The organism is Halopseudomonas pachastrellae (genome assembly GCF_900114765.1).
GTDB lineage: Bacteria > Pseudomonadota > Gammaproteobacteria > Pseudomonadales > Pseudomonadaceae > Halopseudomonas > Halopseudomonas pachastrellae.
In genome coordinates this window covers 45,877-71,201 of the sequence record NZ_FOUD01000013.1, presented here as the reverse complement: position 1 = coordinate 71,201, position 25,325 = coordinate 45,877, and the positions used below count along the sequence as shown (strand labels likewise).

Genomic DNA, 25,325 nt, shown 5'->3' with positions numbered 1-25,325 from the left:
ACCCATGGCTGATCATTCCCGTGCAACGCCCAATGGCTTCTGGTGCCTGCGCCTGGGTGGCACCTCATTGCTGTTCAATCGCCGTGCGACCTTGCTGCTGGGGTCGGCCATGCTGGTCTTGCTGTTGACCGCTGTGGTCGCGTTGACCCTTGGCTCGGGCCAGATGAACGCCTCGCAGGTAGTGCAGACGCTGGCAGGGCAGGGCTCGCGCATGCACGAGCTGATGCTGTTTCAGATTCGCCTGCCGCGGGTGCTGGCGGTGATGCTGGCTGGTGCGGCGCTTGGGTTGTCTGGCTGTCTGGTACAGACACTGGTGCAGAACCGCCTGGCCACCCCGGACATGATCGGGGTGAACGAAGGCGCGACCATGGCCATCGTCATTTTCTCGCTGTATCTGACGGTTGGCAGCTGGCCCTGGTGGGCGGCGCCGTTGGGGGCGGTGCTGGCAGCGGCTTGTCTGTTCACCCTTTGCCGGCGACCGGGCGAGCAGGGCTATCTGTTCATTGTGGTCGGTATCGCGCTGACCGAGCTGTTTCAGGCACTGTCGGAATTTGCCATGTCATCGCAGCCGATTGCGCACCTCAGCGCTCTTTATATGTGGACCATGGGTCACTTTGCCGGACAGGGTTACCGCGTGGTGGTGCCTGTAGCGCTTTGTCTGCTGGTGTTGCTGCCGCCGGTCGCGCTGCTGCTGCGCGCACTATCGGTATTGCGCTTGGGCAGTGCAACCGCGCAGGGGCTGGGCGTGCCGGTGGTCGCGGTGCAGCTGGCGCTGCTGGGGCTGGCGATTCTGATTGCCGGGCTTGGCGCGGCGATTGGCGGGCCGGTGATCTTTGTCGGCATGGCCGCGCCCATTCTGGCCAGTTGGCTGCTGCGTTCAGGGCCCGTACCCGTTTGGCTGGCGGCCGCGCTGGGTTCGCTGCTGCTGTTGCTGGCTGACACCCTGGTGCGCGTACTGGCCGATCCGGTCGAGATGCCGGCGGGGCTGATGACACGCATTCTGGGTGGCGTCCTGTTGCTGGCATTGCTGTTGCAGAATCGAAAGAGGGTGGATTGATGACGCTGTTGCGAGTGCGGGATCTGAGCTTTTCCTATCGCCATAAGAATGGCGCGCGGCCAACCCTGCAGGATGTGTCTTTCGAGCTGCAACGGGGCAGCCTGGTTGGTGTGGTTGGACCTAACGGCTGTGGCAAGTCGACCTTGCTGAAGTTGCTGGCTGCGCAGCAAAAGGCCCAGGCCGGCGAGATACTGTTGGGCGGCCAGGCACTCGGCAGGCTGCCAACCCGAGCACTGGCGCGGCAACTGGCGTATCTGCCGCAGCGCCCGGTAGTACCCAGCGGCATTACCGTCGAGCAACTGGTGCAGTATGGCCGCCACCCGCATCAGGGCTGGCTGCGACAGTGGACCGATGAAGATCGCAGGCTGGTAGATGAGGCGATTGCCACGCTGCAGCTGCAGGCGCTGCGTCTGCGCAGCGTGGACGACTTGTCTGGCGGACAGGTGCAGCGTGTCTGGCTGGCGATGATCATGGCGCAGAACACCGAGATGGTGCTACTTGATGAGCCCACCAGCGCGCTGGATATCGGCCACCAGACCGAGGTTATGGAAGCCATTCACAGCATGGCCACCAATGGTCGTACGGTACTGATCGTGATGCACGATCTGGCCTGCGCAGCCCGTTATTGCGATCAGTTGATCGCCATGGCCGAGGGTCAGGTACAAGCCTTTGGCAGTGCCCGCGAGGTCATCAGCAAGCAACTGATCGACCGCCTTTACAACACCCAGGTTGATATTCTTGCCGCCCCCGGCGACGGCGCACCGGTCATTGTGCCCCGGCGCCTTGCGGCGGCAGCTTCACCTACCCACCCCAAGGAGTTACCCCATGTCTGATCTGCTCAAGGGTTTTGTTGCCGCAGCGACCCTGCTGCTTTGTGCGCTGCCGGCCCAGGCCCGTAGCGTGACCGATGCCTATGGCGAGACGGTCGATGTTCCCGATCAACCCCAGCGCGTTGTGGCGCTCAGCGAACTGGATCTGGACGCCATGCTGGCGTTGGGTAAAACGCCGGTTGGCACGGTTAACGGCCGCGGACAAAACGGCGTGCCTGGCTATCTGAGCGAGCGTGCGCCGCAGATCGACATTATTGGTGATCTGGGCAACGTTAACACCGAGTTGCTGCTGGAACTGCAGCCCGACCTGATTCTCACCGCCACCGACCGCCCCGAGACGCTGGAGCTGTATCGCGCCATTGCGCCGACAGTAGTAACGGCCAAACCGGGCGAGCCCTGGCAGGACAGCCTGCAGCTGATCGCCAACGTACTGGGCGAGCCGGAGGCCGCTGATGCCTTTACCGCCAGCTACCAGACTCGGGTACAGCAGGCGCGTGAAGCGCTGGCTGCTGAGCAGGGCCAGACCATGAGCATTGTGCGTTGGAACCCCAAGGGGCCGGTGTACATGCTGGAGGACTCCTTCGCCAGCCAGATCGTCAAGGAGCTGGGCTTTGTACGCCCCGAGCAGCAGCGCCAGCCCGGCTTCACCCATTCACAGGCCCTGAGTCTGGAGTCGCTGGATCTGCTGGATGCGGACTGGCTGGTGGTGGGCACCCTGGCGGGCACCGGTGAGGCCGCCGAGGCACTGAATCAGGCGCGTGATACGCCGGCATTTCAGCAGCTGGGCGCGGTCAAGGCGGGCCAGATGGCAGCGGTAGACGGCTCGCTGTGGACGTCGGTGGGTGGTCCGTTGGCCGCCATGCAAGTGATTGATGACGTCGAAAACCTGATCAAGGCCAGCGCGCGTCAATAACCCTCAGGTTTTGACAGTGCAGGCGGCTCAGGCCGCCTGCCATTCCACACTCAAGGCATCGCCTTGCTCCACCGCCACCGAGAAGCGCTCCAGGTGGTCGGTTACCACCCAGCACACGCGCTCAAGCTGAGTGTCATCATCGGCTGTGCAGTGCAGCGCCAGTTGCGCACCATCGGCCTGCATGACGCAGCGGCCGAACGGAAAGTCGGTCACACCCTGCTGCTCGTCCCAGGTGGACTCCACCTTGTGGGCAAAGTGCTTGCACAGCCGTTTGATGTAACGGCTGGCGTGGGTGGTGCTGACCTGAGCTTGCTTAGCGGGCATGCCGACTCTCTCCCTTGAAAAGCCAGCATTCTAGCAGCCACGGGGGAGGGCTCAAGCGCGGTGCTCTGCTGGCCCCGGTCAATGTGTTACAACGCGTTTGCTGCGTGCAACGCCGCAAAGGTATCCATGTCGAGCACGGCAATCAGGTTCTCCTGATCATCCAGAATCTCGTACATGACGCCCTCGGTGCCGCGAATACTGAACAGCACCAGGGTGCCGCCTTCGCCGCCGCATTCGCGGTGCGGGGTAGTGTCCGGCTGGCTGATGGTATAGCTGCCGGTGGGGCGAACTTCCTTGAGGTCACCGTTGGCGTGAAACAGGCGGTGCTCGCCACTGATCACAAAGGTGTGGTTTACCGCGCAGTGGCGGTGCAGCACGATCGGGTCGTTCTCGTGGAAGTGGAACAGCACATCGACCAGCTTGTTCGGGCGGTCGACACTCAGTACGCAGTAGTCGAAGTTGTCGAAGCCGGGTAGTTGGTTCCATTGGATATGACCTAAGCCCAGATTTTTCACGGTGACGTCCTTTGTTGTTGTGGTGCTGCTGGTTTAGCGCTGGGGTGCCCAGTCGCTGACGATGACATTGTCGGCGCGCTTGGCTCGCGCGGCCTGCTTGCGTGCGCGGATGGCGTCCACGCACTGATCCTCGTTGTTCAGAATCACGATGCATTCCAGGCACTGGATGCACTCGTCGTAGTCGATGGCGCCACTGCGCTTGATGGCGCCGATCTCGCATTTGTTGTGGCAGTGCTGGCAGGGTTGGCCGCAGGCTTTGATGCGCGTCAGCCAGGAGAACAGCCGCAGCCTGCCGAGGATCGCCAGCCCGGCGCCGAGCGGACACACATAGCGGCAGTAGAACTTGTGCACGAACAGGCCAACGCCCAATAGCAGCACGGCGTAGAGCACGAACGGCCAACTGCGAACGAACACCAGCGTTATCGAGGTTTTGAACGGCTCCACCTCGGCCAGCCGCTCGGCCAGTGTCAGTGAGTAAAAGGCAGTCGGTATCAGGCCGATCAGAATCCCGTACTTGAGCCACTGCAGGCGGTGGTGCCAGCGTTCGCTGATTTTCCACTGGCGCAGGTGCAGTTTCTTCGCCAGCCAGCTGACCATCTCCTGCAGCGCGCCGAACGGGCAGAGCCAGCCGCAGAACAGGCCGCGCCCCCAGAGAAACAGGCTGACAAAGGTGAAGGTCCAGAGGATGAAGAGCACCGGGTCCATCAGAAAAACGGTGATGTCAAAGCCGTGCCAGAGCGCGAGCAGCAGCGTGAAGATATTGACTACCGAGAGCTGGCCCTGGGCGTAGAAGCCGATAAAAAACAGGGTGAACAGCAGGAAGCCGGCACGCAGCAGATGGAAGCGCTCAGGGTGCCGGCTGATACGGTGCTGGCGGATAAACAGCACGGTAACCAGCGTCAGCGAGGCCAGCAGCACGCCAATCTGCCAGAGCCGTTGCTGCCAAATCTGCAACCAGATCGGTCTGGGTGCCGGAGCAGCGTCTACGGCCTGCACCTCGAACAGATCCGGCTCCAGCGTCAGTGCCTGCTCAAAGTGAGTTTGCTGCTCGCTGAGCGGGTTGCGACGCAGGGTGACGTTGAGCTGCAGTGCGGCCGGGTCCACCGGGTTGAAGGCGGCGTGGGTCTTGATGCGGAAAATGTTGGCGTGCCAGTCACCCGCTGGCAAGGTCAGCAGCGACAGCAGCATCCCGTTGTTGAAGTCCATGTCGTGCAGCTCGATCGCCTTGCCGTGCTGCAACAGGTTGATGCGGCTGGGCGCGGTGGCGGGGATGAAGTCCTCCGGCACATGGGGATATTGTCCGCGCGAGACGACCAATATGGCCTGCTCGCCCGGCAGCAGCTGGCTCTGCAAGTTGTCGAAGGCGTCCGCGCCGAGCAGGTTGCGCCCGGTCATGGGCGTGTTCAGGTAAGCAAAGTACAGCTCGCTGAACGGCAGCTCGGCATCCGCTGCAAAGCCCGGATACAGCACCAGGCTGCTGCCCAGAGCGCTTTCGACTGCCGCGCCCTCAAGCACCCAATGCTGCAGCAGCCCGCGCTGGCGTAACTGCGGCCAGTCGAGCGGCTCGAACAGCTCGGGGCGAGCGATGGCTTGTGGGCCCTGGGCGAAATCGGGCAGCAGCGCCCGCGCGACCGTCATGGCCGACTGCAAGACCGTCTCGTTAAGGATCACCACCGAAACGGTAGCCTTGCTGACGCCATCGATGTAGTCGACCGCAGAGCCGTCGACACTGCCGCCGTGAATGCTGCCAACCACGATGGGGGTGGCGATATTGCGACCGGCGTATTGATCAGTAAAGTCAAATAGCGATTGCTCACCGAGGCCGTGCAGAAACACCGGTTCGTGGTGTTCCTGTACCTTGACGCCGGTCAGCTTGCCGTCCGGCGTCATGCCGATCAGCAGCCGAATGGGTTTGCCGGAAAAGCCCTGCAGGCTGGAGTAGTCGGTAGATTCAAAGGCATAGCCGAGCAGCTGGTCGAGCTGAAAGGCCTGATAAACCGGCGGCGAGCCCTGCTTCTCGACCAGGCGGGTGGCACTGGGAAACAGTTGCTGCACCGCGGTCTGCCAGTCAGCCGTCTCCTGGCCCTCGGCATGCAGAGCGGAGCTGAGCAGAGATAGCAGGCAGGCCAGCAGGAGGTGGCGGGCCGATTGGCGGCGCACAGACATGGCGAATCATCCTTGTTGTTGTGTCTCCATGCTGGCGAGCAGTGGGGTGGCGGAGCCATGCAACTTAGGGGCTGAGCCGTTGCTACTTCAGTCTTAGTTCGCGCTTGGGCGGCTTATAAAGCGAGCCACTTTGGGGTAGTCTGCCGGGACCGCCTGTGCCGCTCTGCAGCGCCCTGTCGAGCCCACAGCATTAAAACAACAACGCGGATGCCAGAGCATGTCCTACGATGTCAGCCAATTGCGCAAGTTTGTTACGCCAGAGATCATTTTCGGCGCCGGATCGCGCAAAACTGTTGCCAATTACGCCTCCACTTTTGGCGCCCGCAAGGTGTTGCTGGTGTCTGATCCGGGCGTGCAGGCCGCAGGCTGGGTAGTCGATGTGGAGCAGAGCCTGCAGGCGCAGGGCATCGACTACGTGCTCTTTACCCAGGTGTCGGCCAACCCGCGTACCGAAGAGGTGATGCACGGCGCTGAGGTATACCGCGCTGCTGGCTGCAACGTGATTGTGGCGATTGGCGGCGGCAGCCCGATTGATTGCGCCAAGGCCATTGGCATTGCGGTGGCACATGATCGCCACATTCTCGAGTTTGAAGGCGTGGATACCATTCGTGCGCCTATCCCTCCGCTAATCTGCATTCCAACCACCGCCGGCACCTCGGCCGACGTATCCCAGTTTGTGATCATTTCCGATCAGCAAGAGAAGGTGAAGTTCTCGATCATCAGCAAGGCGGTGGTGCCGGATGTGTCGCTGATCGACCCGGAAACCACCTCCACCATGGACACCTTTCTGTCGGCCTGCACCGGTATCGACGCCATGGTGCATGCCATTGAGGCTTTTGTATCGACCGGCAGCGGGCCGATGACCGATGCCCACGCGCTTGAGGCCATGCGCCTGCTCAACGCCAATCTGGTCCATATGATGCGCAACCCGCAGGACCTGGCCGTGCGTGAGCAGATCATGCTGGGCAGCCTGCAGGCGGGACTGGCCTTCTCCAATGCCATTCTGGGCGCTGTGCACGCCATGTCGCACAGTCTGGGTGGCTTTCTCGACCTGCCGCACGGGCTGTGCAACGCCATTCTGGTTGAACACGTGGTGGCCTTTAACTTTGACGCCGCGCCGGAGCGCTTCAAGGTGATCGCCAATGCGCTGGATATCGACACCCGCGGGCTGACCACACCGCAGATACGCGCGCGCCTGATCCAGCATCTGATCGATCTGAAGCAGGCCATGGGGTTCCATCAGAGTCTGCGCATGCACGGGGTAAGCACCAGTGATCTGCGCACCCTGTCGCTGCACGCGATGGATGACCCGTGCATTCTGACCAACCCGCGCGAGTCCAGTCTGCAGGATGTCGAGGTCGTCTATGCCGAGGCCCTCTGACCCGCGCCGGGATGTACTCACCGGGCTGCTCGGGCTGGGGTCGCAGTCTTCGCGCAAGAGCTACTACCCTGAGCTGCTGGCCCGGCTGGAGGAGCTGGAGGCCGAGCGCAATCGCTACAAGTGGTTGTTCGAGAACGCGGTGCACGGGATCTTTCAGGCCAGTCTGGCAAGCGGTTTGAGCACGGCCAACCGGTCGCTGGCGCGCATGCTGGGCTACCAGTCGGCGGCCGAGCTGGTGGCCGCGCGCGGCTCCTTGGGTGGGCAGTTCTTTATTGGCGGCGAGTCTGAGTTTCAGTGTATCCGTCAACAGTTGCTGCGCAAGGGCGAACTGACCGGCTACGAGACCCGGCTCGCGCGGGCCGACGGCTCTGTGATGGACGTGCGCATGAATATTCTGCTGCGCCCCGATGCCAACGACCACGTGATCGAGGCCTTTGTGGCCGACGTGACCGAGCGCAAGCAGGCGCAGCTGGCCATGCAGCAACTTAACGATGAGCTGGAGCAGCGGGTGCAACAGCGCACTCATGAGCTGGAGGGGCTGAACGAAAGCCTGCGCTACGAGATCATCGAGCACGAGCGTACCCAGGGTGAGCTACGTAAGGCGCGCGATGCCGCCGAGCAGGCCAACCGCAGTAAGGATCGTTACCTCGCTGCCGCCAGCCACGACCTGCTGCAACCGCTGAATGCGGCGCGCCTGCTAATGGCCACCCTGGGCGATGTTGCCTTGCCCGATAGCGCACGGCTGTTGGTGGAACGGTCACACACGGCGCTGGAAAGTGCGGAGGATATGCTCAGTGACCTGCTGGATATCTCGCGTCTGGATCAGCCCAACCTTAAGCCCGAGTACAGCGATTGCAGCGTAAATGAGTTGCTGCAGCCGTTACTGAGCGAGTTTGGCAGTGTGGCCGAAGCTGCTGGCGTGAGCCTGCGCGGTCGTACCTGCGCGCACGCTGTGCACACGGACTTTCGTCTTTTGAGCCGCATTCTGCGCAACTTCATCAGCAACGCCATTCGCTATACCGAGTGCGGTGGCGTTCTGGTGGGCTGCCGGCGGCGTGGCAGGGATCTGTGGATTGAGGTGTGGGATACCGGGCGCGGTATTGACCGGGCGCACTTTCGGCAGATTTTTCAGGAGTTCAACCAGCTCGACATCGGCCGCCCCGGGCAACGTCGCGGCGTAGGGCTGGGGCTGGCGATTGTCGAGCGCATCTCGCGCCTGCTCAAGGTCGAGGTACAGGTGCGCTCGCGGCTTGGGCGCGGTTCTGTGTTCAGCGTGCGTGTGCCTTTGGCCCGGCAGCCGCTGGCCACGCAGCAGCGCAGTAGTCTGGGCGCGCACTTGGCGGTGCCGTTGCAGGGGCGCCGTCTGTTGGTGATCGATAACGAGCAGATGGTGCTGCAGAGCATGCAGGGCCTGCTGCAGCAGTGGGGCGCCGATGTGCTGACCGCCGCAGACCATGAGCAGGCGCTAAGTTGCCTGCAGGGGCGAGCGCCGGATCTGGCGCTGGTCGACTACCATCTGGACGGCGGCCGCACGGGGCTTCAGGCGCTGGCGGCGTTGCGTGCGCAATTTGGTGAGGACCTGCCTGCGCTGATGATTACCGCCGATCGTACCGAAGATTGTCGCCAGGGCGCGCGTGCGCTGGGCGTTTCGGTGCTCAACAAGCCGATCAAGGCGGGCAAGCTGCGCGCTTCACTGGATACCTTGCTTTCCCCGCGTCGCTGACCGTCTTCGGCCTGCGTTAAAGAAGCGTTCGCGCCTGTTATCTGCCTGTCACCCCAATGTCTGCCAACCACCATAAAAGCTTCATGGCTTTCGGGTCGTGCTGTCATTTTTGCTCGCCATCCTGTTTGGGTTTTTACAACAAACCAAAAACCTGAGAGGAAGGAATCGATGTCCATCGAACAACGTGATCAGCTGGTGTATGTCGACAACGGGGCTGGGGATGAGCCATTGAGCACCCGTGAGATGAACCCGCTGTTCTCCAGCGTGCTGGAGGCCCGCCTGGCCCGTCGCCAGGTACTCAAGGGCAGCGCTGGCGCTGCTGCGCTGGGCTTCTTCGGTCTGGGTCTGGCTGGCTGCAACAGCGACTCCGACGATGATGATGACGCTGGTGAGACTCCGGCTGCTGACCTGCTGGGCTTTTCTGCTGTTGCCATCAGCACCGCCGATGAAATCGTAGTGCCCGAGGGTTACAGCTACCAGGTGATCATTCCCTGGGGCACGCCGATTCTGGGCAGCTTCCCGTCGTTCTCGGTTAACAACACCGGTGATGACCAGGCCGAGCAAATTGGCTCGCACCACGATGGCATGCACTTCTACCCGATCAACGACAGCTCTGAAGACGGCCTGCTGGTACTCAACCACGAGTACGTTGAGCCGCGTCTGATGCACGCCTCTGCTCAAGGTGTTTCGCTCTCCAGTGGTGCCACGCCGCCGCTGGTTGGCGGTCTGCGTCCGGCTGACGAAGTGCGCAAGGAAATGAACGCCCACGGTGTTTCCGTGGTACGCATCGTCAAGGGTGCCGACAATCAGTGGAGCGTGCAGCCCGACAGCATGAACCGTCGCATCACCGCCCTGACGCCGATGGAGATCCACGGCCCGGTTCGCGGCAGCGATTTCGTCAAGACCCTGTACAGCCCCAACGGCACCATGACCCGCGGTACGCTGAACAACTGCGGTAACGGCTATACCCCCTGGGGCACCTACATGGCTGCCGAGGAAAACTGGGCCGGCTACTTCACCAACAAGGGTGATAACCCGCGTGAGCACTCGCGCTATGGGGTGCCGAGCGGCACTGGCCGCTGGGCTTGGGAACTGGCTGACAACGGTGCTGACGAGTACATCCGCTTTGACGCCAGCATCAAGGCTGCCGACGCTACCGGTGACTACCGCAACGAGCCGGTCTGCTTCGGCTGGATGGTCGAGATTGATCCGTTCGATCCGAGCAGCAACCCGAAAAAGCGCACCTCCATGGGCCGTTTTGGTCACGAAGGTGTGGTGTTCGCTCCGGCTGAAGAAGGCAAGCCGGTGGTCTGCTACTCCGGTGATGACTCGCGCTTTGAGTACATCTACAAGTTTGTTACCGCTGCCAACTACAACGCCGCGACTGCCAACGGCAGCATGCTGGACGAAGGCATTCTGTACGTTGCCAAGTTCAACGATGACGGCACCGGCGAGTGGATGCCGCTGGTTTACGGCGAGAACGGTCTGACCGACGCCAACGGCTTCACCAGCCAGGCTGACGTGCTGGTCAACACCCGTCTGGCCGCTGATTTCATGGGCGCCACGCCGATGGACCGTCCGGAGTGGGGTGCAGTTGACCCGGCCAACGGTGATGTCTATTTCACGCTGACCAACAACACCCGTCGCAACGACAGCAACCTGAACGAAGCCAACCCGCGTGCGGCCAACAACCACGGCCACATCATTCGCTGGAAGGAAGACGGCGAGCAGGCTGCGACCACCTTCACCTGGGACATCTTCCTGTTTGCTGGTGACGCTGGTGAGAGCGGCGTTGAGAGCAACAAGGGCTCCGATCCGAATGGCAACGACCTGACTGCCGAGAACATCCTCAGCTCGCCGGACGGCCTGTGGATCGACCCGGACAGCCGTGTCTGGATTCAGATGGACAGCGGCTGGGACGACCCCTTTGGCAACTGCGCCATGCTGGTAGCCGATCCGACCACAGGCGATCTGAAGCGCTTTTTGGTTGGCCCGATCGATCAGGAGATCACCGGTATCACCATGACGCCGGACCAGAAGACCCTGTTCATCAACGTCCAGCATCCCGGTGAAGGTACTTCCGGCGCCCAGTTTGCTGCCGGTAGCTACTCCAGCAGCTGGCCGGATTACACCCCGTCCACACGTCCGCCGCGCTCGGCGACCGTGGTTGTGTGGAAGAACGACGGCGGTGTTGTCGGTAGCTGATAAGGGTTTTGTTGCGTAACAAACGGGTCAGTGCACAGCGCTGGCCCGCCTTTTTATTGGAGGTTTATATGGGTATTGGTGGAATTAGCATTGGCTCGTTGTTGATTGTGCTGGTCATCGTCATGTTGCTGTTTGGCACCAAGCGTCTGCGCAATGTGGGCAGCGATCTGGGCGGCGCGCTCAGCGGTTTTCGCAAGGCTGTGCGCGATACCGAAGAGACCCGCGATGCGCTGGCTCTGGATGCCGCCGAGCAAACGCCCGTACGCGCAGAATCGACCAGCCGTCAGGCCTGAAGGCGAGGTGCAGCATGTTCGGCAATGGCATGACGGAATGGCTGCTGGTAGCGGTAGTTGCCTTGCTGGTGCTGGGGCCCGAGCGTCTGCCCACGCTGGTACGTAGCGCGGGTCGGGCAGTCGGCAAGGTGCGGGGCATGTGGACTGACGTGCAGCAGGAGTTGAACGCCTCCCTGCCGCGGGACGAGGTCAAGGAGCTGGCCGACAACGTCCGCGAGCTGCGCGGTAAAACCAACGTCAAACAGTTTGTGCGGCGCCTGGCCGTGGATGTGGTTGATGAGGAACGCAAACAGGGCTGAGGCGCTGGTTGACGCCTCATCCCTGCTTTTTGCTTGGCTTTGTTACAGGGGAGCCGGGCAGGGCGGCATCAGGGACCTCTCGACGTTGCCGGGTATTTCGCCCGCGTTATTGGTATAGGTGCAACCAAACGCAGGGTCGGCTACGGTGGCCGGCGTCAGCCAGTCATCCCCGCCAGGTTTGACCCCGGTTTGCTCCCAGGTCAGCAGATCGGCCAGGGTTTGCGTCCATTCGGTCATGGTGAAGTCGCAGTGCCCGGGGGCGCGTATCGCACGTTGCACCAGGTTGTCTGCACTGCCCTGGTCTTCAGCCCGCTGGCGATATACCTGCTCCATCAGTATCGGTACGAACAGATCGCCAATGGTGTGCGCGGTCAGTACCGGCACGTCAAACTCGCCGTTTACCTTGGGCACCCAACGCAAGCCGTCGCTACGTAACGCGTTGACGCTGTCCACATCCGCATCGGCCTTGAGAATCGCCGCGTTGAAGTTGATTTCGTCGGTGGTCTGCGGCTGGCCCAGCTCGGTCTGGAAGCGGTAGGTCAGACCCTCGGTGTTGATCACGCTCTCCTGGAAGATGCCATCTACCGTGCCGTCCGAGCCGGCAAAGCTTTGCAGCAGATCCTGGAACCCACCGAAGGACAACGGGTAAATCGGCCGCTCGCCACCGCTGAGGTTTTTCAGCGTCTGGTACAACCCAAGCCCCTCGGTGGTCAGGCCGTTGGCATTCGGGTTGGCGTCATAATCTACCCATAGCGCAGCGCGGGCAGCGGCTACCTTGGTGGCGGCATCGGCCGGAGCAACCGGGAAGCTGTCGGCGGGCACACCGGCCAGCGCAAACAGCGCCAGGTTGTAACCGCCGAAGTAATTGAACAGCTCGGTGTCGCCAACCACCCCACAGAAGGGCGCTGCCGCCGAGTATTCGACCACGTTGTTGGCGGTGTCGAGGGTCTCGCGTTCCACCGCCGCGGCGGTGACATGGCCGCCCATGGACGCGCCGGTGATGTAGTACTTGGTAGGTTCGGCCAGCGTTCGGCCGTTCTCTGCAGCAATGTCGGTAAAGGCCAGCGCCAGGGCGTTGGTATCCTCCACGCCGGCGCGTACATCATAGAAGTTGGTGCTGTAGCTCGATGCTGCCCAGGCATAGCCGTTGTCGATCAGATACTGACGCATCGGCGGGTTGTCGACGGTCAGCGCTGCACCGGTGCCGCGGTAGCCGTGCGCCCACATCACCAGATAGCCATTCCAGTTCTCCGGTACCTCGACACGGTAGGCGGCGCCATCCAGCACACCGCTCCAGCGGCTGGTGGTGGTGTAGGGTGCGACGGGCGCCAAAGCGTCGAAGGGCAGGGCGGACTCATCAATGGTAAAGAAGCCCTGGTTGATGCGTACCTGTTGTGGCCGTGGATCAGGATCGTCGCTGTCATTGCTGCTGCCCAGGCAGCCGGTCAAGCCGATGCTGCCGACCAGAAGGGCAAGCAGCGTGGGTCGTTTGAGCGGATTCATTATTGTTGTTCTCCGTTGCAAGCTGTTTTTGTGATGGATCTTGCATTTGCCAGTAAAGCGGCCAAGGCGCTACCCGGCAAGCCTCAGGCGTGCCATTCGGAGCGGGTCGTTGCGTCTGGATTGTCAGGTATCACGCGGGGTGATCTCTGTAACTGGGTCATCACCCATTTGGGTTAGATGTCACGATTCATGGGGGCTGCAGCCTGGCTACCCCCGTTTGGGTGATGGGGGCACACGGCGATAGCCGATAGCGTCGCCCCAATCATAGGAAGCCTCTGGAATAACCTGTTCAGGGGGGTTGCTGCCTGATTGCAAATTCGTGACAATCGAGCGCAGACGAGCAGCCTGTTGCAGGCTTATAACAATAATTTTGCAAAGAAAGGTCAGTATCTTTTCATCTGCTGACCCGGCCACCCCATGTGGCCAGTTGTCTTTGCCTCGGAGAATGCATGCGCACGGTTGCCCGCCCTTCACTGGAATCTGCTGTCACTATCGTCACCGCCTTGCTGGTTTTGCTGGGCGCCTGGGTGCTGGGCCACCTGGTCTGGGCCGTGATAGCGCCGCAAAGCGTATTGCCTGCTGCCAGCTCCCTTGCCCTGGCAACCGACGCCGACAACAACACCCCGAGCTATCCCGGTTTTCGCGAGCTGGCCCTGCTGTCTCCGCTGGGCCGTGCTGACCAGCAGCGGCTGGAAATCAATGCCCCTGACACCAAGCTGAGCTGGACCCTCAAGGGCGTGCTCTCCGATCCCGACCCGGCGCGCAGCGCCGCCATCCTGGTCACCCAGGGCCAACCGGAAAAACTCTATCGCGTAGGCGCCAGCCTGCCGGGCCAAGTGCGCCTGGAGCAGGTGTTGCCTGACCGCGTCATGCTGATGCGTGACGGCCAGCTGGAAACCCTGCGCCTCAAACGCAACCAATCGGCCGGTGCCGGACGCAGCAGCAGTTCGCGGCTGGCCAATCTGCCCAGCACTGACAACAGCCAGACGCTGGCACCGGATGGTGGACTGGCGCGCATTGATCGCGATGCCTGGCTGAACGATCCGCAACGCTTTATGGAAGTGATCAGCGCCAACCCGGTGATGGTGGATGGCGTGATGTACGGTCTGGAGGTCTCGCCCTCGCGCAATGTGCGTGAGTTCGAGGCGGCGGGCCTGAAGGGGGGGGATGTGATTACCGACGTGGATGGCACGCCGGTATCGCAGATCGAGGATTACCGCGACATTTTGCGCGAGTTGACGGACGCCAGTTCGGTCACGCTCTCGCTGGAGCGTGACGGTGAACCGATGAACATAACGATTACGATGGATTGATACAGATGTCGATGCAGTTTCGGAAGCAGCGGCTGGCGTTGGCGCTGGCATTGGGGTTGGGGGCGCTGAGCGGTCCGCTGGCGGCACAGACCGCAGGGGCAGCGGCAGACGGGGAGGACCTGGTCCTCAACCTGCGTGATGCGGACATCAACGGCCTGATCGAGATAGTCAGCCAGGAAACCGGCATCAACTTTATTGTTGACCCTCGCGTGCGTGGTGAGGTCAACGTGGTGTCTGGTCAGCCGATTCGGCGCGACGAGCTCTACGACATCTTCCTTAGTGTGCTCAAGTCCCAAGGGTTTGCCGCTGTGCGCGGCAGCGACGGGTTGGTGCGTATCGTGCCTGAGGTGCAGGCCAAGGAGAACGAGGTCGCCACCCTTGGAGACAACACGCCCGGTGACGAATACATCACCGAGGTGCTGACGGTAAACAACATGGATGCCGGGCAACTGGTGCGTATCCTGCGGCCGCTGGTGCCCAAGGGCGGGCACCTGGCTGCGGCGGCCCAGTCCAACTCGCTGGTGATTGCCGATACGGCGGCCAACGTGCGCCGTATCAAATCGCTGATTTCGCGCATTGATCGCGAATCAATGGAAGACTTTGAAGTGCTGCCGCTGCAGCACGCTTCGGCGCTGGATGTGGTGCGCATCGTTCAGGGGCTGGATTCCAATGCCCCGGCCGAAGAGTTTGCCCGCGGCCCCAAATTGATTGCCGACGAGCGCACCAACTCGGTCATTCTGCGCGGTGACCCGGAGGCCCGTGCCGGCCTGCGCGCCGTGGTTCGTCAGTTGGATGTGGCTGGCAACCAGGGCAACACCCAGGTGCATTATTTGCGCTACGCCAAAGCCGAGGAGGTGGCCGAGGTATTGCGCGGCATCGCCGAGGGGCGCGAGCGCAACAACAGCAGTGGCTCGGTGGGTAACAGCGGCATGAGCTCCTCCAGCACCAGTGGCGGCACCAACCTGGCCGAGCAGAACCGGGTACGTATCGAAGCCCACGAGAGCACCAACTCGGTCGTGATCTATGGCCCGGCGGAGCTATCGCGCGAGTTGTCCTCGATTATTCGCCAGCTGGATATCCGCCGCGCTCAGGTGCTGGTTGAGGCGGTGATTGCCGAGGTGTCCTATGACCGCGCCAAGGAGCTGGGCGTGCAGTGGGGCATCGGCAGCGAGGATTCGGGCGTCGGTATCATCAACTTCAACCGCAATGGCAACGGCATCGTTGACCTTGCCGCCGGTGTGAACGCCTTCCTGGAAGGGGACGTGAGCACCCCGCCGTCGCTCGGCAACGGCATTAGCCTGGGCGGTATCGGCAGCATTGGCAGCACCCAGATTGCCTTGCTGGTCAACGCCCTGCAGGGCGACACCGCAAGCAACATCCTGTCCACGCCCAGCCTGCTGACGCTGGATAATGAAGAAGCCGAAATCGTCGTCGGCCAGAACGTGCCTTTTATTGTCGGCCGCTCGGTGGAGGATTCCGGGCAGGCATTTGACACCATTCAGCGTGAAGATGTGGGTATTACCCTTAAGATCCGTCCGCAGATCAACGAGGGCGACGCCGTACGCCTGGAGATTGCCCAGGAAGTATCCCAGATCGCACCCGGGGTCAGCGGCGCGGCAGATATCATCACCAACAAGCGCAGCCTGACGACCCATGTGATGGTCGATGACAACCAGATGATCGTGTTGGGCGGCCTGATTGACGACCAGATGATAGAAACCACCGACAAGGTGCCGGTACTTGGCGATGTGCCGGGGCTGGGGCGCTTGTTCCGCTATGACACGGCCTCGCTGCAAAAGCGCAACCTGATGGTCTTCCTGCGCCCGGTGATTGTGCGGGATTCGGCCGTCGCGCAGAGCCTGACCCACAGCAAGTACAGCTATATTCGTGACCAGCAGGTGGCCGAGCAGAATCGTCGCGGGCGCCTGGATGTGGGCGATGGCGTGCCGATTCTGCCTGACTGGAACTACCTGCTGACGCTGCCGCCGCCGTTTGAAAACGCCATGCAGGGTACGCCTCCGGCGAGCATCAGCGCGCCGCCGGCTGCGAGCGGGGACTGATCATGAGCGAGTCGGACATCCTCTCCGAGGTGGCGCCTGCCAGCGCGCCGACCGACACCGGTTACCGCTTTGCCCGGCGGGTCGGGGTATTGACCGGCAGCCTGCGTGACGACGGCCAGATGGAAGTCTTTGTGCGCGCCGACTGCGATCCGCAGGGCCTGCTGGAGCTGCGTCGCCGTTTGGGGCACCCGCTGCTGCCGGTGGTGCTGGACGATGACAGCTTTGCTGCGCGCCTGCGTGATCGCTACGAGCGCTCGGCCAATGACGCCATGCAGTTTGTCGAGGGGCTGAGCGATGATGCTGACCTGCTCTCGGTTGCGCAGTCGCTGGCCGAGCCTGAAGACCTGCTGGAATCCCAGGATGAGGCGCCGATCATTCGTTTGATCAACGCGCTGCTGTCCGAGGCGGTCAAGGAAAATGCGTCCGATATCCATATCGAACCCTTTGAAAACCGCCTGTCGATTCGCCTGCGGGTCGACGGTGTGCTGCGTGAGGTACTGGAGCCGCCGCGCGCGCTGGCGCCGGTGATCGTCTCGCGCATCAAGGTCATGGCCAAGCTGGATATCGCCGAAAAACGCCTGCCGCAGGACGGCCGTATCGGTCTGCGACTGGTTGGCCGGGCAGTTGATGTGCGGGTCTCGACCTTGCCGTCCGGGCACGGCGAGCGGGTGGTACTGCGTCTGCTCGACAAGCAGGCTGGTCGCCTGGAACTGCGTCAGCTGGGCATGTGCACCGAGCACTACGACGCCATGGAGCGGGTAATCAGTCGGCCCCACGGCATCGTGCTGGTAACAGGCCCCACCGGCTCCGGTAAAACGACGACCTTGTACTCGGCGCTGATGCGTCTGAATGACCGCAGCCGCAACATCCTTACCGTCGAAGACCCGATCGAGTACTACCTCGACGGCATCGGCCAGACGCAGATCAACAACAAGGTCGACATGACCTTTGCCCGTGGCCTGCGCGCTATTTTGCGCCAAGACCCGGACGTGGTGATGGTGGGTGAGATCCGTGACGTGGATACCGTGCAGATCGCCATTCAGGCCAGTCTGACCGGCCACCTGGTGTTCTCTACCTTGCACACCAACACCGCTGTCGGCGCCATTACCCGTCTGCGTGACATGGGCATTGAACCCTTTCTGCTGTCCTCGACCTTGAACGGCGTACTGGCCCAGCGGCTGGTGCGCACCCTGTGCCCGGATTGCCGCGAACCGCATCAGGCCAGTGCCAGCGAATGCCGGCTGATGGGTGTACCGGCCGAGCAGCCGCCAACGCTGTATCGCGCGACCGGCTGCGCTGCCTGTAACGGCACCGGCTATCGCGGGCGGACGGGTATCTATGAGCTGGTCGAGATCGACGACACCCTGCGTGGCCTGATTCATGACGGTGCCAGCGAACAGGCGATGGTACGTCACGCTCGACTGGCGCAGATGGGCATTCGTCAGGATGGTCTGCGCCGCGTGCTGACTGGTGATACCACCCTGGAAGAAGTACTGCGCGTGACGCGGGAGGACTGAGGGTGCCTGCCTTTGAATACACCGCACTGGATGGCGCTGGCCGCACCCGCAAGGGGGTAGAGGAGGGTGACTCGCCGCGTCAGGTGCGCAGTCGCCTGCGCGAGCAGGGGCTTACGCCGATGTCGGTCAACCAGGTCGCCGAGCGTCAGGCGCTGCTGCGTATGCCGGTTTTTCAGCAGCGCATCAAACCGCTGGAGCTGGCGCTGGCGACCCGGCAGATGGCGACCTTGGCGCGCGCTGGTCTGCCAATAGAAGAAGTACTGGCTACCGTCGCCCGGCAAAGCGAATCGCCCCGGGTGCGCTCGGCGCTGACCGCGGTGCGCACTCGCGTGATGGAAGGCTTGCCGCTGGCCCACGCGCTGGGTGAATTCCCGTCGGTCTTCCCGGTGATCTACCGCACCACTATTGCAGCCGGTGAACAGGCCGGCCGTCTGGACCTGGTGCTGGAGCGGCTAGCTGACAACGTCGAGGCGCAGAACGCCATGCGTCAGAAGATTCAGCTGGCGATGTTCTATCCGGCGATTCTGACCTGCGTGGCACTGCTGGTGACTGTGGCGCTACTGACCTACGTAGTGCCGGAGGTGGTCAAGGTCTTTGACGGCATGAACCAGGAGCTGCCGCTGTTGACCCGCTCGCTGATAGCCGTCAGCGACACCCTGCGGGACTGGGGCATTCTCATTCTGCTGGTGCTGGTGGGGCTGGTTTATGGCGCGCGCACGCTGCTGAAAAAGCCGGCCTACCAGCGCCGCTGGCACGACTTTCTACTGCGCCTGCCACTGATCGGCCGCCTGACCCGAGGCCTCAACACCGCTCGCTTTGCCCGGACCCTCAATATTCTGGCGGGTAGCGGCGTGCCTCTGCTCGATGCGCTGAATATGAGCGCCAGTGTGATCTCCAACCTGCCCATGCGCGAGGCCGTGTCTGCTGCCGCCCAGCGGGTGCGCGAGGGCGCCGGGGTAGGGCTGGCGCTGGAGCGCAGCGGCTACTTTCCGGCGATGACCCTCAGCCTGATCAAAAGCGGCGAAAGCAGCGGCACCCTGGACAGCATGCTGGAGCGCGCTGCCGAAACCCAGGAACGCGAGCTGGAAGCGCGTATCGCGATGGTAATGGGGGTATTTGAGCCCCTGCTGATTCTGACCATGGGCGCAGTGGTGCTGGTAATTGTGCTGGCCATTTTGCTGCCTATCTTTGAACTCAACCAATTGGTGAACTGATGATGTCCCACAAGCAATCCCTGGGCCGCGCGGCGCAGCGCGGTTTTACGTTGATCGAGGTCATGGTGGTCGTGGTGATCCTCGGCATTCTGGCCGCCGTGGTGGTGCCGCGGGTCATGGACCGCCCGGATCAGGCGCGTACGACCAAGGTGCAGAGCGATATCCGCGCTATCGAAAGCGCACTAAACCTGTATCGACTGGACAACTTCGGCTATCCCACCACCGAGCAGGGGCTGCGTGCGCTGGTGCAGCGCCCGACCGGCCAGGATGCGCCGCGCAACTGGCGTGACGGTGGTTATCTGGACCGCCTGCAGCAGGACCCCTGGGGTAACGACTATCAGTACCAGACCCCGGGTCGCGACGGTCGCCTGTTTGACCTCTACAGCTATGGCGCCGATGGCCGTGCCGGCGGTACGGACAACAACGCCGATATCGGCAACTGGAACCTGGACCAGAATCAGAACAGCGAACGTTGATGTCAGCCTCTCCCGCCCGTCGGCCGGCGTCTGCCGCCAGTGCCGGCTTTACCCTGATCGAGGTCCTGGTGGTGCTGGTGCTGATCGGCGTCATTGCCGGCCTGGCGACCCTGTCGCTGGGTAACGGCGCGGAGCGGGAGCTGCGCAAGGAGAGCGATCGCCTGGCCGCGGTATTGCGTCTGGCGCGCGACGAACTCCTGATCAGTGGGGGCAACGAGCGGGCGCTGGGGTTACGGCGTGACAGTTACAGCGTGCTGGATCTGGTGTTGCTGGATGACGCCAGCCGTGAGTGGCGGCCCGTACAGGACCCGCAGCTCGGCCCGCACTGGCTGACCGAGGGGCTGATCGAGCTGGACTTTGAGGCCGACGAGCAGGCTGGCCGGCTGTCCGGCAGTACCACCTGGACACCCCAGATACGCCTGGGCAATACCGGCGAAATGACGCCGGGGCTGATTGTGCTGACGGAAACCAAGGGCGATTTGAAGCGCTATATCAGGACCGACCTGAACGGCCAGATCGAGGTATTCAGTGAACGCCCGTAAGGACGCCGGTTTTACCCTGATCGAAGTGCTGGTGGCGCTGACCATTCTGGCCGTGGCGCTGGCTGCGCTGGTGAAAGCGGGTAGCGACCATGCGCGCAACAGTGCCTATCTGCAGGAGCGTACCCTGGCCCATTGGGCTGGCAGCAACCTGCTGGCCGAGTACCAATCCGGCATGCGGCCAGCCAGCGATGGCGATCTGCGTGGGGATACGACCATGGGGCCGTACCAGTTTGGTTACCAGGCCAGCATCAGCGATTACACGGCCAAGGCGCCGTTTCCGTTGCCGGCGGTCAAGCGTATCGATATTCGGGTATGGCTGATGCCCGGCGGCGAGACTGAACAGCGGGCGCTGGTCAGCGGGTTTGTCCTGCCATGAGGCGGCAACAGGGTTTCACCCTGCTGGAGCTGCTGGTGGCGATGGCCGTGTTCGCGATCATGAGTGTGGTTGCCTATCAGGGGCTGCGTTCGGTGCTGCAGGTGAACGAGGTCAGCCGTGAGCACGCGCAGGTATTGGCGGACCTGCAGGTCAGTTTGAGCGTGCTGGAGCGCGACTTGTCGCAGTTGGTGGATATCCGCGTACGTGACGAGTTTGGCGATCGCCTGCCGCCGCTGCGCCTGGTGCCTGGCTCCGACGATTACCCGCTGTTGGAGCTGGTACGAGCCGGCGCTGGCGGCACCGAGCGTTTGCGGCGCACGGCCTGGCGCTTGACTGAGCGGGGGCTTGAGCGTGATCTGTGGCCCGGTGTGGATATCGCTGATGCAGATAGCCGTCGCATGCAGCCGTTTGCCGAGCTGGTGGGCGAAGAGGAGAAGTTGGGTGTGGACAGCGGCTTTCATTTCATCGTGCGTGGCGCCAGCGGACTGGAGCGGGTCGACAGCTGGCCGCAGGCCGATCAGGACCCGCAGTCCAGCCAGTTGCCGTTGGCCGTTGAGGTGGTGCTGGAGTTGCCGCGCCTGGGGCAGATTCGGCGCCTGATTGCGGTGAGCCAATGAAGCGCCAACGGCAGCAGGGCGTAGCCCTGATTACCGCGCTGCTGATTGTCGCGCTGGCGGTGACGGCCGCCGTGGGCATGGCCATGCGCGGGCAGGCGGACATTCGCCGCAGCAGCGCCGTGTTCGAGCGCGACCTGTCGCGGGAAATTGCCCTCGGCGCAGAAAAAATGGTGCTGCAGATTCTGGAGCAGGCCGATGGCCCGGACGATCTCATCTGGGACACCTGTCTGTCGCCGGTGTTGCCCTTTGAGGTGGATCAGGTGCAGCTGCAGGCCACGCTGGACGACATGCGTTGTCGCTTCAATCTCAACGCTCTGGCCGGTGGTGACGAACGGCAGTTGGCGCTGTTCGCGCAACTGGTGGATCGGGTCGGCCGTGACAGTGGTGTGAGCATGCCGCCAGGCAGTCAGCTGGCGCTGGCGGTGAGTGACTGGATGGATCCGGAAACCGATGACGCGGTGTATCAGCTGGATATCCCGCCGCGCCTGTCGGCCAATCGCACCATGCTGGTGGCATCGGAACTCAACGCTGTCAGCGGCATGACCAGCGAGGCCTGGCAAGCGCTGGCGCCCTATGTGACGGCCTATCCGTCGGATCAGAGCCCGATTGATCTGGAGCGCAGCAGCGATCTGATGCAGGAGGTGTTTGCCGAACAGGGGGCCGGCGGTGACGCACCCTGGTTCATGCGTCTGCAGATAGTGGCCAGCTTCGGCGAACGACAGTTTTATCAGTGCACACTGCTGGATGCGCCAAATGGCAAGGTAGTGTTGCGCGAACAGACGGCCTGCGAGCCGTGACAACAACAGGAATGCGTGCATGTTGATAGTGCTTTTGACCGCAGTAGCCGCTGCCTCCGAGCAGGACGGGCCATTGCATTGGTGGCGCCTGGGGCGGGAGGGGCAACCCCTTGAGCAAGGCTGCGACAGCCTTGGCGTTTTGCGCCAGCGCTTTGCCGCAGAGCGGGTGCGCGCGTTGTTGCCCGAGGGCGTCGGGCTGCACCGGGTGACGCTACCGGGCCAGCGCGCCGCCGCCCTGCGTGCAGCGTTGCCCTACGCATTGGAAGAGCGCCTGAGTCAGGAGCTGGACGACCTGCACATCGTCATGGGGCCCAGACGCAGCGATGGCCGCGTCAGCGCTGCGGTTGTAGAACACAGCGTTATGACCGCTTGGACCGAGCGCTTTGCCCAAGCCGGTCTGCGGGTTGAAGCGCTGTTGCCGTTGGCGGCGCTGTACGCTGACCAGGCGCCGAGTCAGGGGCTGCGCCTGCAGGCCCTGGACTGGCCACAGGCGCCGGGCTGGCTGGTCTGCGCCGGTGATGAGGAGCCGGTGTTGCTGGAGCAGGCGCTGCTGCCCTTCTGGCTGGGCAACCGCCTGCAGACGCTGGCACCCGAGCAGCGGGTGCTGGAGGCGCCGGCTAGCGAAGTTGACGCCTTGCAGGCGTGCCTGCCTGCCGACACCCGACTGGTAACCGCACCACCCACAGAGTCCGCTGTGAGTCTGCAGCAGCAACTGAGCGCTGCGGCACCTTTCAACCTGCTGACCGGCCCTTATGCGGTAAGTATGGCGGCGCCGCCCTGGCGTAAATTGCGCCCGGTGATGGCTGCAGCCGGTGTGGTCCTGCTGCTCTCCATTGGCTGGCTGGGCGCCGAGCGCGCGGCTCTGGTTGAAGAGCGCGACGCCCTGCGCAGCCAGATTGATGCAACCTTTTCCCGCGCCCTGCCGGGCGCACGCATGCAGGACCCGCTGGTGCAGTTTCAGCAGCAACTGCAGGGCTCCAGCGGCCAGGTCCAGGCCGGTGCCGGCATGCTGTTGCATGCCTTCTTTGCCAGCGTGAAGGGGCAGGCCGGAGTGGAAATACGCCAGTTACGCGGTAGCGTCGATGCGCTGGATGTCGAGTTGAAGGTGGTCAGCTTTGCCGAGCTGGAAAAGCTGCGTGCGGCCTTGGCGGGCAGCGCGGGTATTACCGAGAGCCTGGAGGGCGCCGACTCGGAAAATGGCGGCGTCAGCGCACGGATACGTATTGCAAGGAGTGAGTCATGAAGGCCTGGTGGGCGGGGCTGGCCGCCAGAGAGCGGTTTATTCTCATGGGCGGCGGCGTGATTCTCGCGCTGATTGTTGTCTGGGTGGCCATTTGGGAGCCGCTGGTACAGGGGCGCAGTGCGTTACGGGCCGAGGTTGCATGGCTCTCAGCTGAAGCTGTGTGGATGGATCAGGTGGCTGATGATGTCCGTCGCCGCGCCCGCCTGGCACCCGCGTCCGCTGGCGCACCGGCCCAGGGCTCGGTGCTGACGCTGATTGAGGTGTCCGCCAACGCGGCAGGGCTGCGTCAGGCTCTGACCCGCGTGCAACCCGAAGGTGATGGCGCGCGACTGAGCTTTGACCAGGTGGGCTTTGATTCGCTGATGAGCTGGCTGGCCGACCTGGAGCTGCGCCAGGGCTTGCAGGTGTCGCAATTGTCCATCGACGTGGCAGAGGCGCCGGGCCAGGTCGCCGCCCGTATTCTGGTGGAGCGTGGTCAATGAGCGGCTGGATACGAGGCAAAAGGTTGTGGTTGCTGGCGACGCTGGTGTTGTTGGCGACCCTGCTGGCCAATCTGCCGGCCACGCTGGTTTGGCAATCGTTAAAAGGGTATCTGCCAACCCGCGTCGAGCTGACCGGGTTGCGGGGCACGCTGTGGCAGGGTGAGGTGGCGCGCATGCAGGTTGCGGGCATTGATCAGGGCGCCCTCAGCTGGGACTGGCAGCCGGGTGGGTTGCTGCGTGGTGAAGTGGTACTGGACCTCAGTTGGCAACCACGCAAGGGCCAGGTGCGCGCACTGGTTCGCGCAGGGCTTGGCAGCATCACCCTTGAGCAGGTCAACGGCTATCTTGATGCGGCCAGCATGGCGCAGGTCAACAAGGCGCCCTTTGTACTGCAGGGCGACTGGTTGCTGGATATCAGTGAGCTACAACTGCAGGATTTTCGAGAAGTAAGCCGGGCGACCGGGCGCATTGGCTGGCAGAATGCCGGGGGCGGCTTACCCAACCCGCTGGCGCTGGGTGACCTGGGTGCCAAGTTGAGCCAGGACAATGGCTGGCTGGTGATGACGCTGGCCGACAACGGTGGCCCGCTGGGCCTGCAGGGTACTGCCCGCTGGCAGCCGGCGGCACCATTGAAACTGGATACGCGCCTGCAGGCACGCCCGGAGGCTGATTCCTCGCTCGCTGAGGGGCTGAGCCTGCTCGGGCGTCCGGACGCCGAGGGTTGGATACGCTGGCGGGCTAATTTGCAATGAGCAAGGAGTGGAGTATGGGAGCGGTGGTGCGATCTGCCGGAGTGATGGCATTGGCGCTGGTGTTGGTTGGTTGCGCCGGTAACCGGGTAAACCAGCCGAGTGAGTCGTCGCTGGCTGATCTGCGGGCGCGGCTGAGCATGGGGCAGTGTACGCCGGACCTGACTGCCCAGGTGATCGCCGCGCAGCAGGCGCCGCTGCATCTTGAGGCAGCCTATCAATGCCTGACCAATGCACGTCTTGAGCTCAGCGAGCAGTTGCTCAGCGATTATCGGAACAGCTTCGCTCAGCGAGCAGATCAGGATTATGCGGCCTACCTGGCGGCGTTGATCCCCTATGCGCGCTTCGAGCTGGCGGCGGGTGACAGTCAGCAGCGGTTGGAGCAGGGGCGCGCGGCCCATGGCCAAATGGTTGCCTTTGTAAGAGCCTATCCGCAATCACAGTATCGCAGTGAGCTGGCTGAGCGCATGGAGTCCATTTTGCAGGGCATGGCGCAGGCCGAATATGACCTGGCGCTGGTGGATGCCGAGCACGGACAGCAGGCGCGCGCTGAGCGTCGCATGCGCTATTTGCGGGAGAATTATCCGCGTACTCCCGCGGCAACCTCAGCCATCGCCTGGTTGATCGATCAGCGTAGCGCTCAAGACTGATTTACCCCTTCCGAGTCAAGCGTTTTATTGCCTGTTTTGCTCAAAATTTGCCCTAGATCAGGGCTGGCGTCCCCAAGTTT

25 protein-coding genes are annotated in these 25,325 nt (G+C 62.8%); 21 read left to right on the top strand and 4 right to left on the bottom strand.

The window, feature by feature from the left end; all coding sequences use genetic code 11:
* Window positions 1–4 precede the first annotated feature (4 nt).
* The 3 genes from BM116_RS11440 to BM116_RS11430 are packed head-to-tail and all read left to right on the top strand — an operon-like array spanning window position 5 to window position 2,800.
* Window positions 5–1,057, top strand: coding sequence for an iron ABC transporter permease (locus BM116_RS11440; RefSeq protein WP_083724706.1), 1,053 nt, complete (start codon window positions 5–7; stop codon window positions 1,055–1,057).
* The gene (locus BM116_RS11435) at window positions 1,057–1,890 is read left to right on the top strand and encodes an ABC transporter ATP-binding protein (protein ID WP_083724708.1); all 834 of its coding nucleotides are present in this window, start codon (window positions 1,057–1,059) and stop codon (window positions 1,888–1,890) included. The genes BM116_RS11440 and BM116_RS11435 overlap by 1 nt, the downstream gene beginning before the upstream one ends.
* The gene (locus tag BM116_RS11430) at window positions 1,883–2,800 is read left to right on the top strand and encodes an ABC transporter substrate-binding protein (RefSeq protein ID WP_083724710.1); all 918 of its coding nucleotides are present in this window, start codon (window positions 1,883–1,885) and stop codon (window positions 2,798–2,800) included. Before BM116_RS11435 ends, BM116_RS11430 begins: the two co-directional genes overlap by 8 nt.
* Window positions 2,801–2,827: 27 nt before the next feature.
* On the opposite strand, the gene BM116_RS11425 is transcribed toward BM116_RS11430, so the two are convergent.
* The 3 genes from BM116_RS11425 to BM116_RS11415 all read right to left on the bottom strand — a co-directional run bounded on the left by BM116_RS11425 (window position 2,828) and on the right by BM116_RS11415 (window position 5,805).
* Window positions 2,828–3,124, bottom strand: coding sequence for a DUF2218 domain-containing protein (locus tag BM116_RS11425; protein ID WP_083724712.1), 297 nt, complete (start codon window positions 3,122–3,124; stop codon window positions 2,828–2,830).
* Between the two features lie 86 nt (window positions 3,125–3,210).
* Window positions 3,211–3,639 carry a regulator gene (locus BM116_RS11420; protein WP_083724714.1) on the bottom strand — a complete coding sequence of 143 codons (429 nt, stop codon included), beginning with the start codon at window positions 3,637–3,639 and terminating at the stop codon, window positions 3,211–3,213.
* Between the two features lie 33 nt (window positions 3,640–3,672).
* Window positions 3,673–5,805, bottom strand: a complete 2,133-nt coding sequence (locus BM116_RS11415) for a NosR/NirI family protein (protein ID WP_083724716.1) — start codon at window positions 5,803–5,805, stop codon at window positions 3,673–3,675.
* A 217-nt stretch (window positions 5,806–6,022) separates the two neighbouring features.
* Between BM116_RS11415 and ercA the strand changes: the two genes are divergently transcribed.
* The 5 genes from ercA to tatB all read left to right on the top strand — a co-directional run bounded on the left by ercA (window position 6,023) and on the right by tatB (window position 11,706).
* Window positions 6,023–7,186, top strand: coding sequence for an alcohol dehydrogenase-like regulatory protein ErcA (gene ercA / locus BM116_RS11410; protein WP_083724718.1), 1,164 nt, complete (start codon window positions 6,023–6,025; stop codon window positions 7,184–7,186).
* A complete protein-coding gene (locus BM116_RS11405; RefSeq protein WP_083724720.1) occupies window positions 7,170–8,909 on the top strand; it encodes a PAS domain-containing hybrid sensor histidine kinase/response regulator in 1,740 nt (579 codons plus the stop codon). Before ercA ends, BM116_RS11405 begins: the two co-directional genes overlap by 17 nt.
* A gap of 168 nt (window positions 8,910–9,077) precedes the next feature.
* Window positions 9,078–11,114, top strand: a complete 2,037-nt coding sequence (locus BM116_RS11400) for a PhoX family protein (RefSeq protein WP_083724722.1) — start codon at window positions 9,078–9,080, stop codon at window positions 11,112–11,114.
* Between the two features lie 68 nt (window positions 11,115–11,182).
* The gene (locus tag BM116_RS11395; RefSeq protein ID WP_083724723.1) at window positions 11,183–11,407 is read left to right on the top strand and encodes a Sec-independent protein translocase subunit TatA; all 225 of its coding nucleotides are present in this window, start codon (window positions 11,183–11,185) and stop codon (window positions 11,405–11,407) included.
* A 14-nt stretch (window positions 11,408–11,421) separates the two neighbouring features.
* A complete protein-coding gene (gene tatB / locus BM116_RS11390; RefSeq protein WP_083724725.1) occupies window positions 11,422–11,706 on the top strand; it encodes a Sec-independent protein translocase protein TatB in 285 nt (94 codons plus the stop codon).
* Between the two features lie 42 nt (window positions 11,707–11,748).
* Here the strand turns inward: tatB and BM116_RS11385 are convergent, their stop codons facing one another.
* Entirely contained in the window at window positions 11,749–13,209 is a 1,461-nt protein-coding gene (locus tag BM116_RS11385; RefSeq protein ID WP_083724727.1) for an alpha/beta hydrolase family protein, read from the bottom strand.
* A gap of 449 nt (window positions 13,210–13,658) precedes the next feature.
* Here BM116_RS11385 and gspC point away from each other — a divergent pair, with 449 nt between their 5' ends.
* Genes gspC through bamD form a run of 13 tightly spaced genes read left to right on the top strand, consistent with a single transcriptional unit; the run spans window position 13,659 to window position 25,245 of the window.
* Window positions 13,659–14,522 carry a type II secretion system protein GspC gene (gene gspC / locus BM116_RS11380; protein ID WP_083724729.1) on the top strand — a complete coding sequence of 288 codons (864 nt, stop codon included), beginning with the start codon at window positions 13,659–13,661 and terminating at the stop codon, window positions 14,520–14,522.
* A gap of 5 nt (window positions 14,523–14,527) precedes the next feature.
* On the top strand, window positions 14,528–16,582 hold the full coding sequence (gspD, locus tag BM116_RS11375) for a type II secretion system secretin GspD (RefSeq protein ID WP_083724731.1): 2,055 nt from the start codon (window positions 14,528–14,530) through the stop codon (window positions 16,580–16,582).
* Window positions 16,583–16,584: 2 nt separating this feature from the next.
* Complete coding sequence (gspE, locus tag BM116_RS11370) at window positions 16,585–18,099, top strand: type II secretion system ATPase GspE (protein ID WP_083724733.1); 1,515 nt, start codon at window positions 16,585–16,587, stop codon at window positions 18,097–18,099.
* A 2-nt stretch (window positions 18,100–18,101) separates the two neighbouring features.
* The gene (gene gspF, locus BM116_RS11365; RefSeq protein ID WP_083724735.1) at window positions 18,102–19,313 is read left to right on the top strand and encodes a type II secretion system inner membrane protein GspF; all 1,212 of its coding nucleotides are present in this window, start codon (window positions 18,102–18,104) and stop codon (window positions 19,311–19,313) included.
* A 2-nt stretch (window positions 19,314–19,315) separates the two neighbouring features.
* Entirely contained in the window at window positions 19,316–19,789 is a 474-nt protein-coding gene (gspG, locus tag BM116_RS11360) for a type II secretion system major pseudopilin GspG (protein ID WP_083724737.1), read from the top strand.
* On the top strand, window positions 19,789–20,331 hold the full coding sequence (gene gspH, locus BM116_RS11355; protein ID WP_083724739.1) for a type II secretion system minor pseudopilin GspH: 543 nt from the start codon (window positions 19,789–19,791) through the stop codon (window positions 20,329–20,331). Before gspG ends, gspH begins: the two co-directional genes overlap by 1 nt.
* Window positions 20,318–20,707, top strand: a complete 390-nt coding sequence (gene gspI, locus BM116_RS11350; RefSeq protein WP_083724741.1) for a type II secretion system minor pseudopilin GspI — start codon at window positions 20,318–20,320, stop codon at window positions 20,705–20,707. Before gspH ends, gspI begins: the two co-directional genes overlap by 14 nt.
* Window positions 20,704–21,324: a type II secretion system minor pseudopilin GspJ gene (gene gspJ / locus BM116_RS11345; RefSeq protein ID WP_083724743.1), complete on the top strand. Its 621-nt coding sequence runs from the start codon at window positions 20,704–20,706 to the stop codon at window positions 21,322–21,324. Before gspI ends, gspJ begins: the two co-directional genes overlap by 4 nt.
* Complete coding sequence (gspK, locus tag BM116_RS11340; protein ID WP_083724745.1) at window positions 21,321–22,121, top strand: type II secretion system minor pseudopilin GspK; 801 nt, start codon at window positions 21,321–21,323, stop codon at window positions 22,119–22,121. The genes gspJ and gspK overlap by 4 nt, the downstream gene beginning before the upstream one ends.
* Window positions 22,122–22,140: 19 nt before the next feature.
* Window positions 22,141–23,364 carry a type II secretion system protein GspL gene (gene gspL, locus BM116_RS11335; RefSeq protein WP_083724747.1) on the top strand — a complete coding sequence of 408 codons (1,224 nt, stop codon included), beginning with the start codon at window positions 22,141–22,143 and terminating at the stop codon, window positions 23,362–23,364.
* Window positions 23,361–23,846 (top strand): type II secretion system protein M, encoded by a 486-nt coding sequence (gene gspM, locus BM116_RS11330; protein ID WP_083724749.1) that lies wholly within the window; start codon window positions 23,361–23,363, stop codon window positions 23,844–23,846. Before gspL ends, gspM begins: the two co-directional genes overlap by 4 nt.
* A complete protein-coding gene (locus tag BM116_RS11325; protein WP_083724751.1) occupies window positions 23,843–24,598 on the top strand; it encodes a type II secretion system protein N in 756 nt (251 codons plus the stop codon). Before gspM ends, BM116_RS11325 begins: the two co-directional genes overlap by 4 nt.
* Before the next feature lie 14 nt (window positions 24,599–24,612).
* A complete protein-coding gene (bamD, locus tag BM116_RS11320; protein WP_169847230.1) occupies window positions 24,613–25,245 on the top strand; it encodes an outer membrane protein assembly factor BamD in 633 nt (210 codons plus the stop codon).
* Window positions 25,246–25,325 lie beyond the last annotated feature (80 nt).

Excerpts from the sequence above, each read along its gene's own strand:
- BM116_RS11440 (WP_083724706.1), top strand. The coding sequence starts at position 5 with ATGGCTGATCATTCCCGTGCAACGCCCAATGGCTTCTGGTGCCTGCGC.
- BM116_RS11435 (WP_083724708.1), top strand. The coding sequence starts at position 1,057 with ATGACGCTGTTGCGAGTGCGGGATCTGAGCTTTTCCTATCGCCATAAG.
- BM116_RS11430 (WP_083724710.1), top strand. The coding sequence starts at position 1,883 with ATGTCTGATCTGCTCAAGGGTTTTGTTGCCGCAGCGACCCTGCTGCTT.
- BM116_RS11425 (WP_083724712.1), bottom strand. The coding sequence starts at position 3,124 with ATGCCCGCTAAGCAAGCTCAGGTCAGCACCACCCACGCCAGCCGTTAC.
- BM116_RS11415 (WP_083724716.1), bottom strand. The coding sequence starts at position 5,805 with ATGTCTGTGCGCCGCCAATCGGCCCGCCACCTCCTGCTGGCCTGCCTG.
- ercA (WP_083724718.1), top strand. The coding sequence starts at position 6,023 with ATGTCCTACGATGTCAGCCAATTGCGCAAGTTTGTTACGCCAGAGATC.
- BM116_RS11405 (WP_083724720.1), top strand. The coding sequence starts at position 7,170 with ATGCCGAGGCCCTCTGACCCGCGCCGGGATGTACTCACCGGGCTGCTC.
- BM116_RS11400 (WP_083724722.1), top strand. The coding sequence starts at position 9,078 with ATGTCCATCGAACAACGTGATCAGCTGGTGTATGTCGACAACGGGGCT.
- BM116_RS11395 (WP_083724723.1), top strand. The coding sequence starts at position 11,183 with ATGGGTATTGGTGGAATTAGCATTGGCTCGTTGTTGATTGTGCTGGTC.
- tatB (WP_083724725.1), top strand. The coding sequence starts at position 11,422 with ATGTTCGGCAATGGCATGACGGAATGGCTGCTGGTAGCGGTAGTTGCC.
- BM116_RS11385 (WP_083724727.1), bottom strand. The coding sequence starts at position 13,209 with ATGAATCCGCTCAAACGACCCACGCTGCTTGCCCTTCTGGTCGGCAGC.
- gspC (WP_083724729.1), top strand. The coding sequence starts at position 13,659 with ATGCGCACGGTTGCCCGCCCTTCACTGGAATCTGCTGTCACTATCGTC.
- gspD (WP_083724731.1), top strand. The coding sequence starts at position 14,528 with ATGTCGATGCAGTTTCGGAAGCAGCGGCTGGCGTTGGCGCTGGCATTG.
- gspE (WP_083724733.1), top strand. The coding sequence starts at position 16,585 with ATGAGCGAGTCGGACATCCTCTCCGAGGTGGCGCCTGCCAGCGCGCCG.
- gspG (WP_083724737.1), top strand. The coding sequence starts at position 19,316 with ATGTCCCACAAGCAATCCCTGGGCCGCGCGGCGCAGCGCGGTTTTACG.
- gspH (WP_083724739.1), top strand. The coding sequence starts at position 19,789 with ATGTCAGCCTCTCCCGCCCGTCGGCCGGCGTCTGCCGCCAGTGCCGGC.
- gspJ (WP_083724743.1), top strand. The coding sequence starts at position 20,704 with ATGAGGCGGCAACAGGGTTTCACCCTGCTGGAGCTGCTGGTGGCGATG.
- gspK (WP_083724745.1), top strand. The coding sequence starts at position 21,321 with ATGAAGCGCCAACGGCAGCAGGGCGTAGCCCTGATTACCGCGCTGCTG.
- gspL (WP_083724747.1), top strand. The coding sequence starts at position 22,141 with ATGTTGATAGTGCTTTTGACCGCAGTAGCCGCTGCCTCCGAGCAGGAC.
- gspM (WP_083724749.1), top strand. The coding sequence starts at position 23,361 with ATGAAGGCCTGGTGGGCGGGGCTGGCCGCCAGAGAGCGGTTTATTCTC.
- BM116_RS11325 (WP_083724751.1), top strand. The coding sequence starts at position 23,843 with ATGAGCGGCTGGATACGAGGCAAAAGGTTGTGGTTGCTGGCGACGCTG.
- bamD (WP_169847230.1), top strand. The coding sequence starts at position 24,613 with ATGGGAGCGGTGGTGCGATCTGCCGGAGTGATGGCATTGGCGCTGGTG.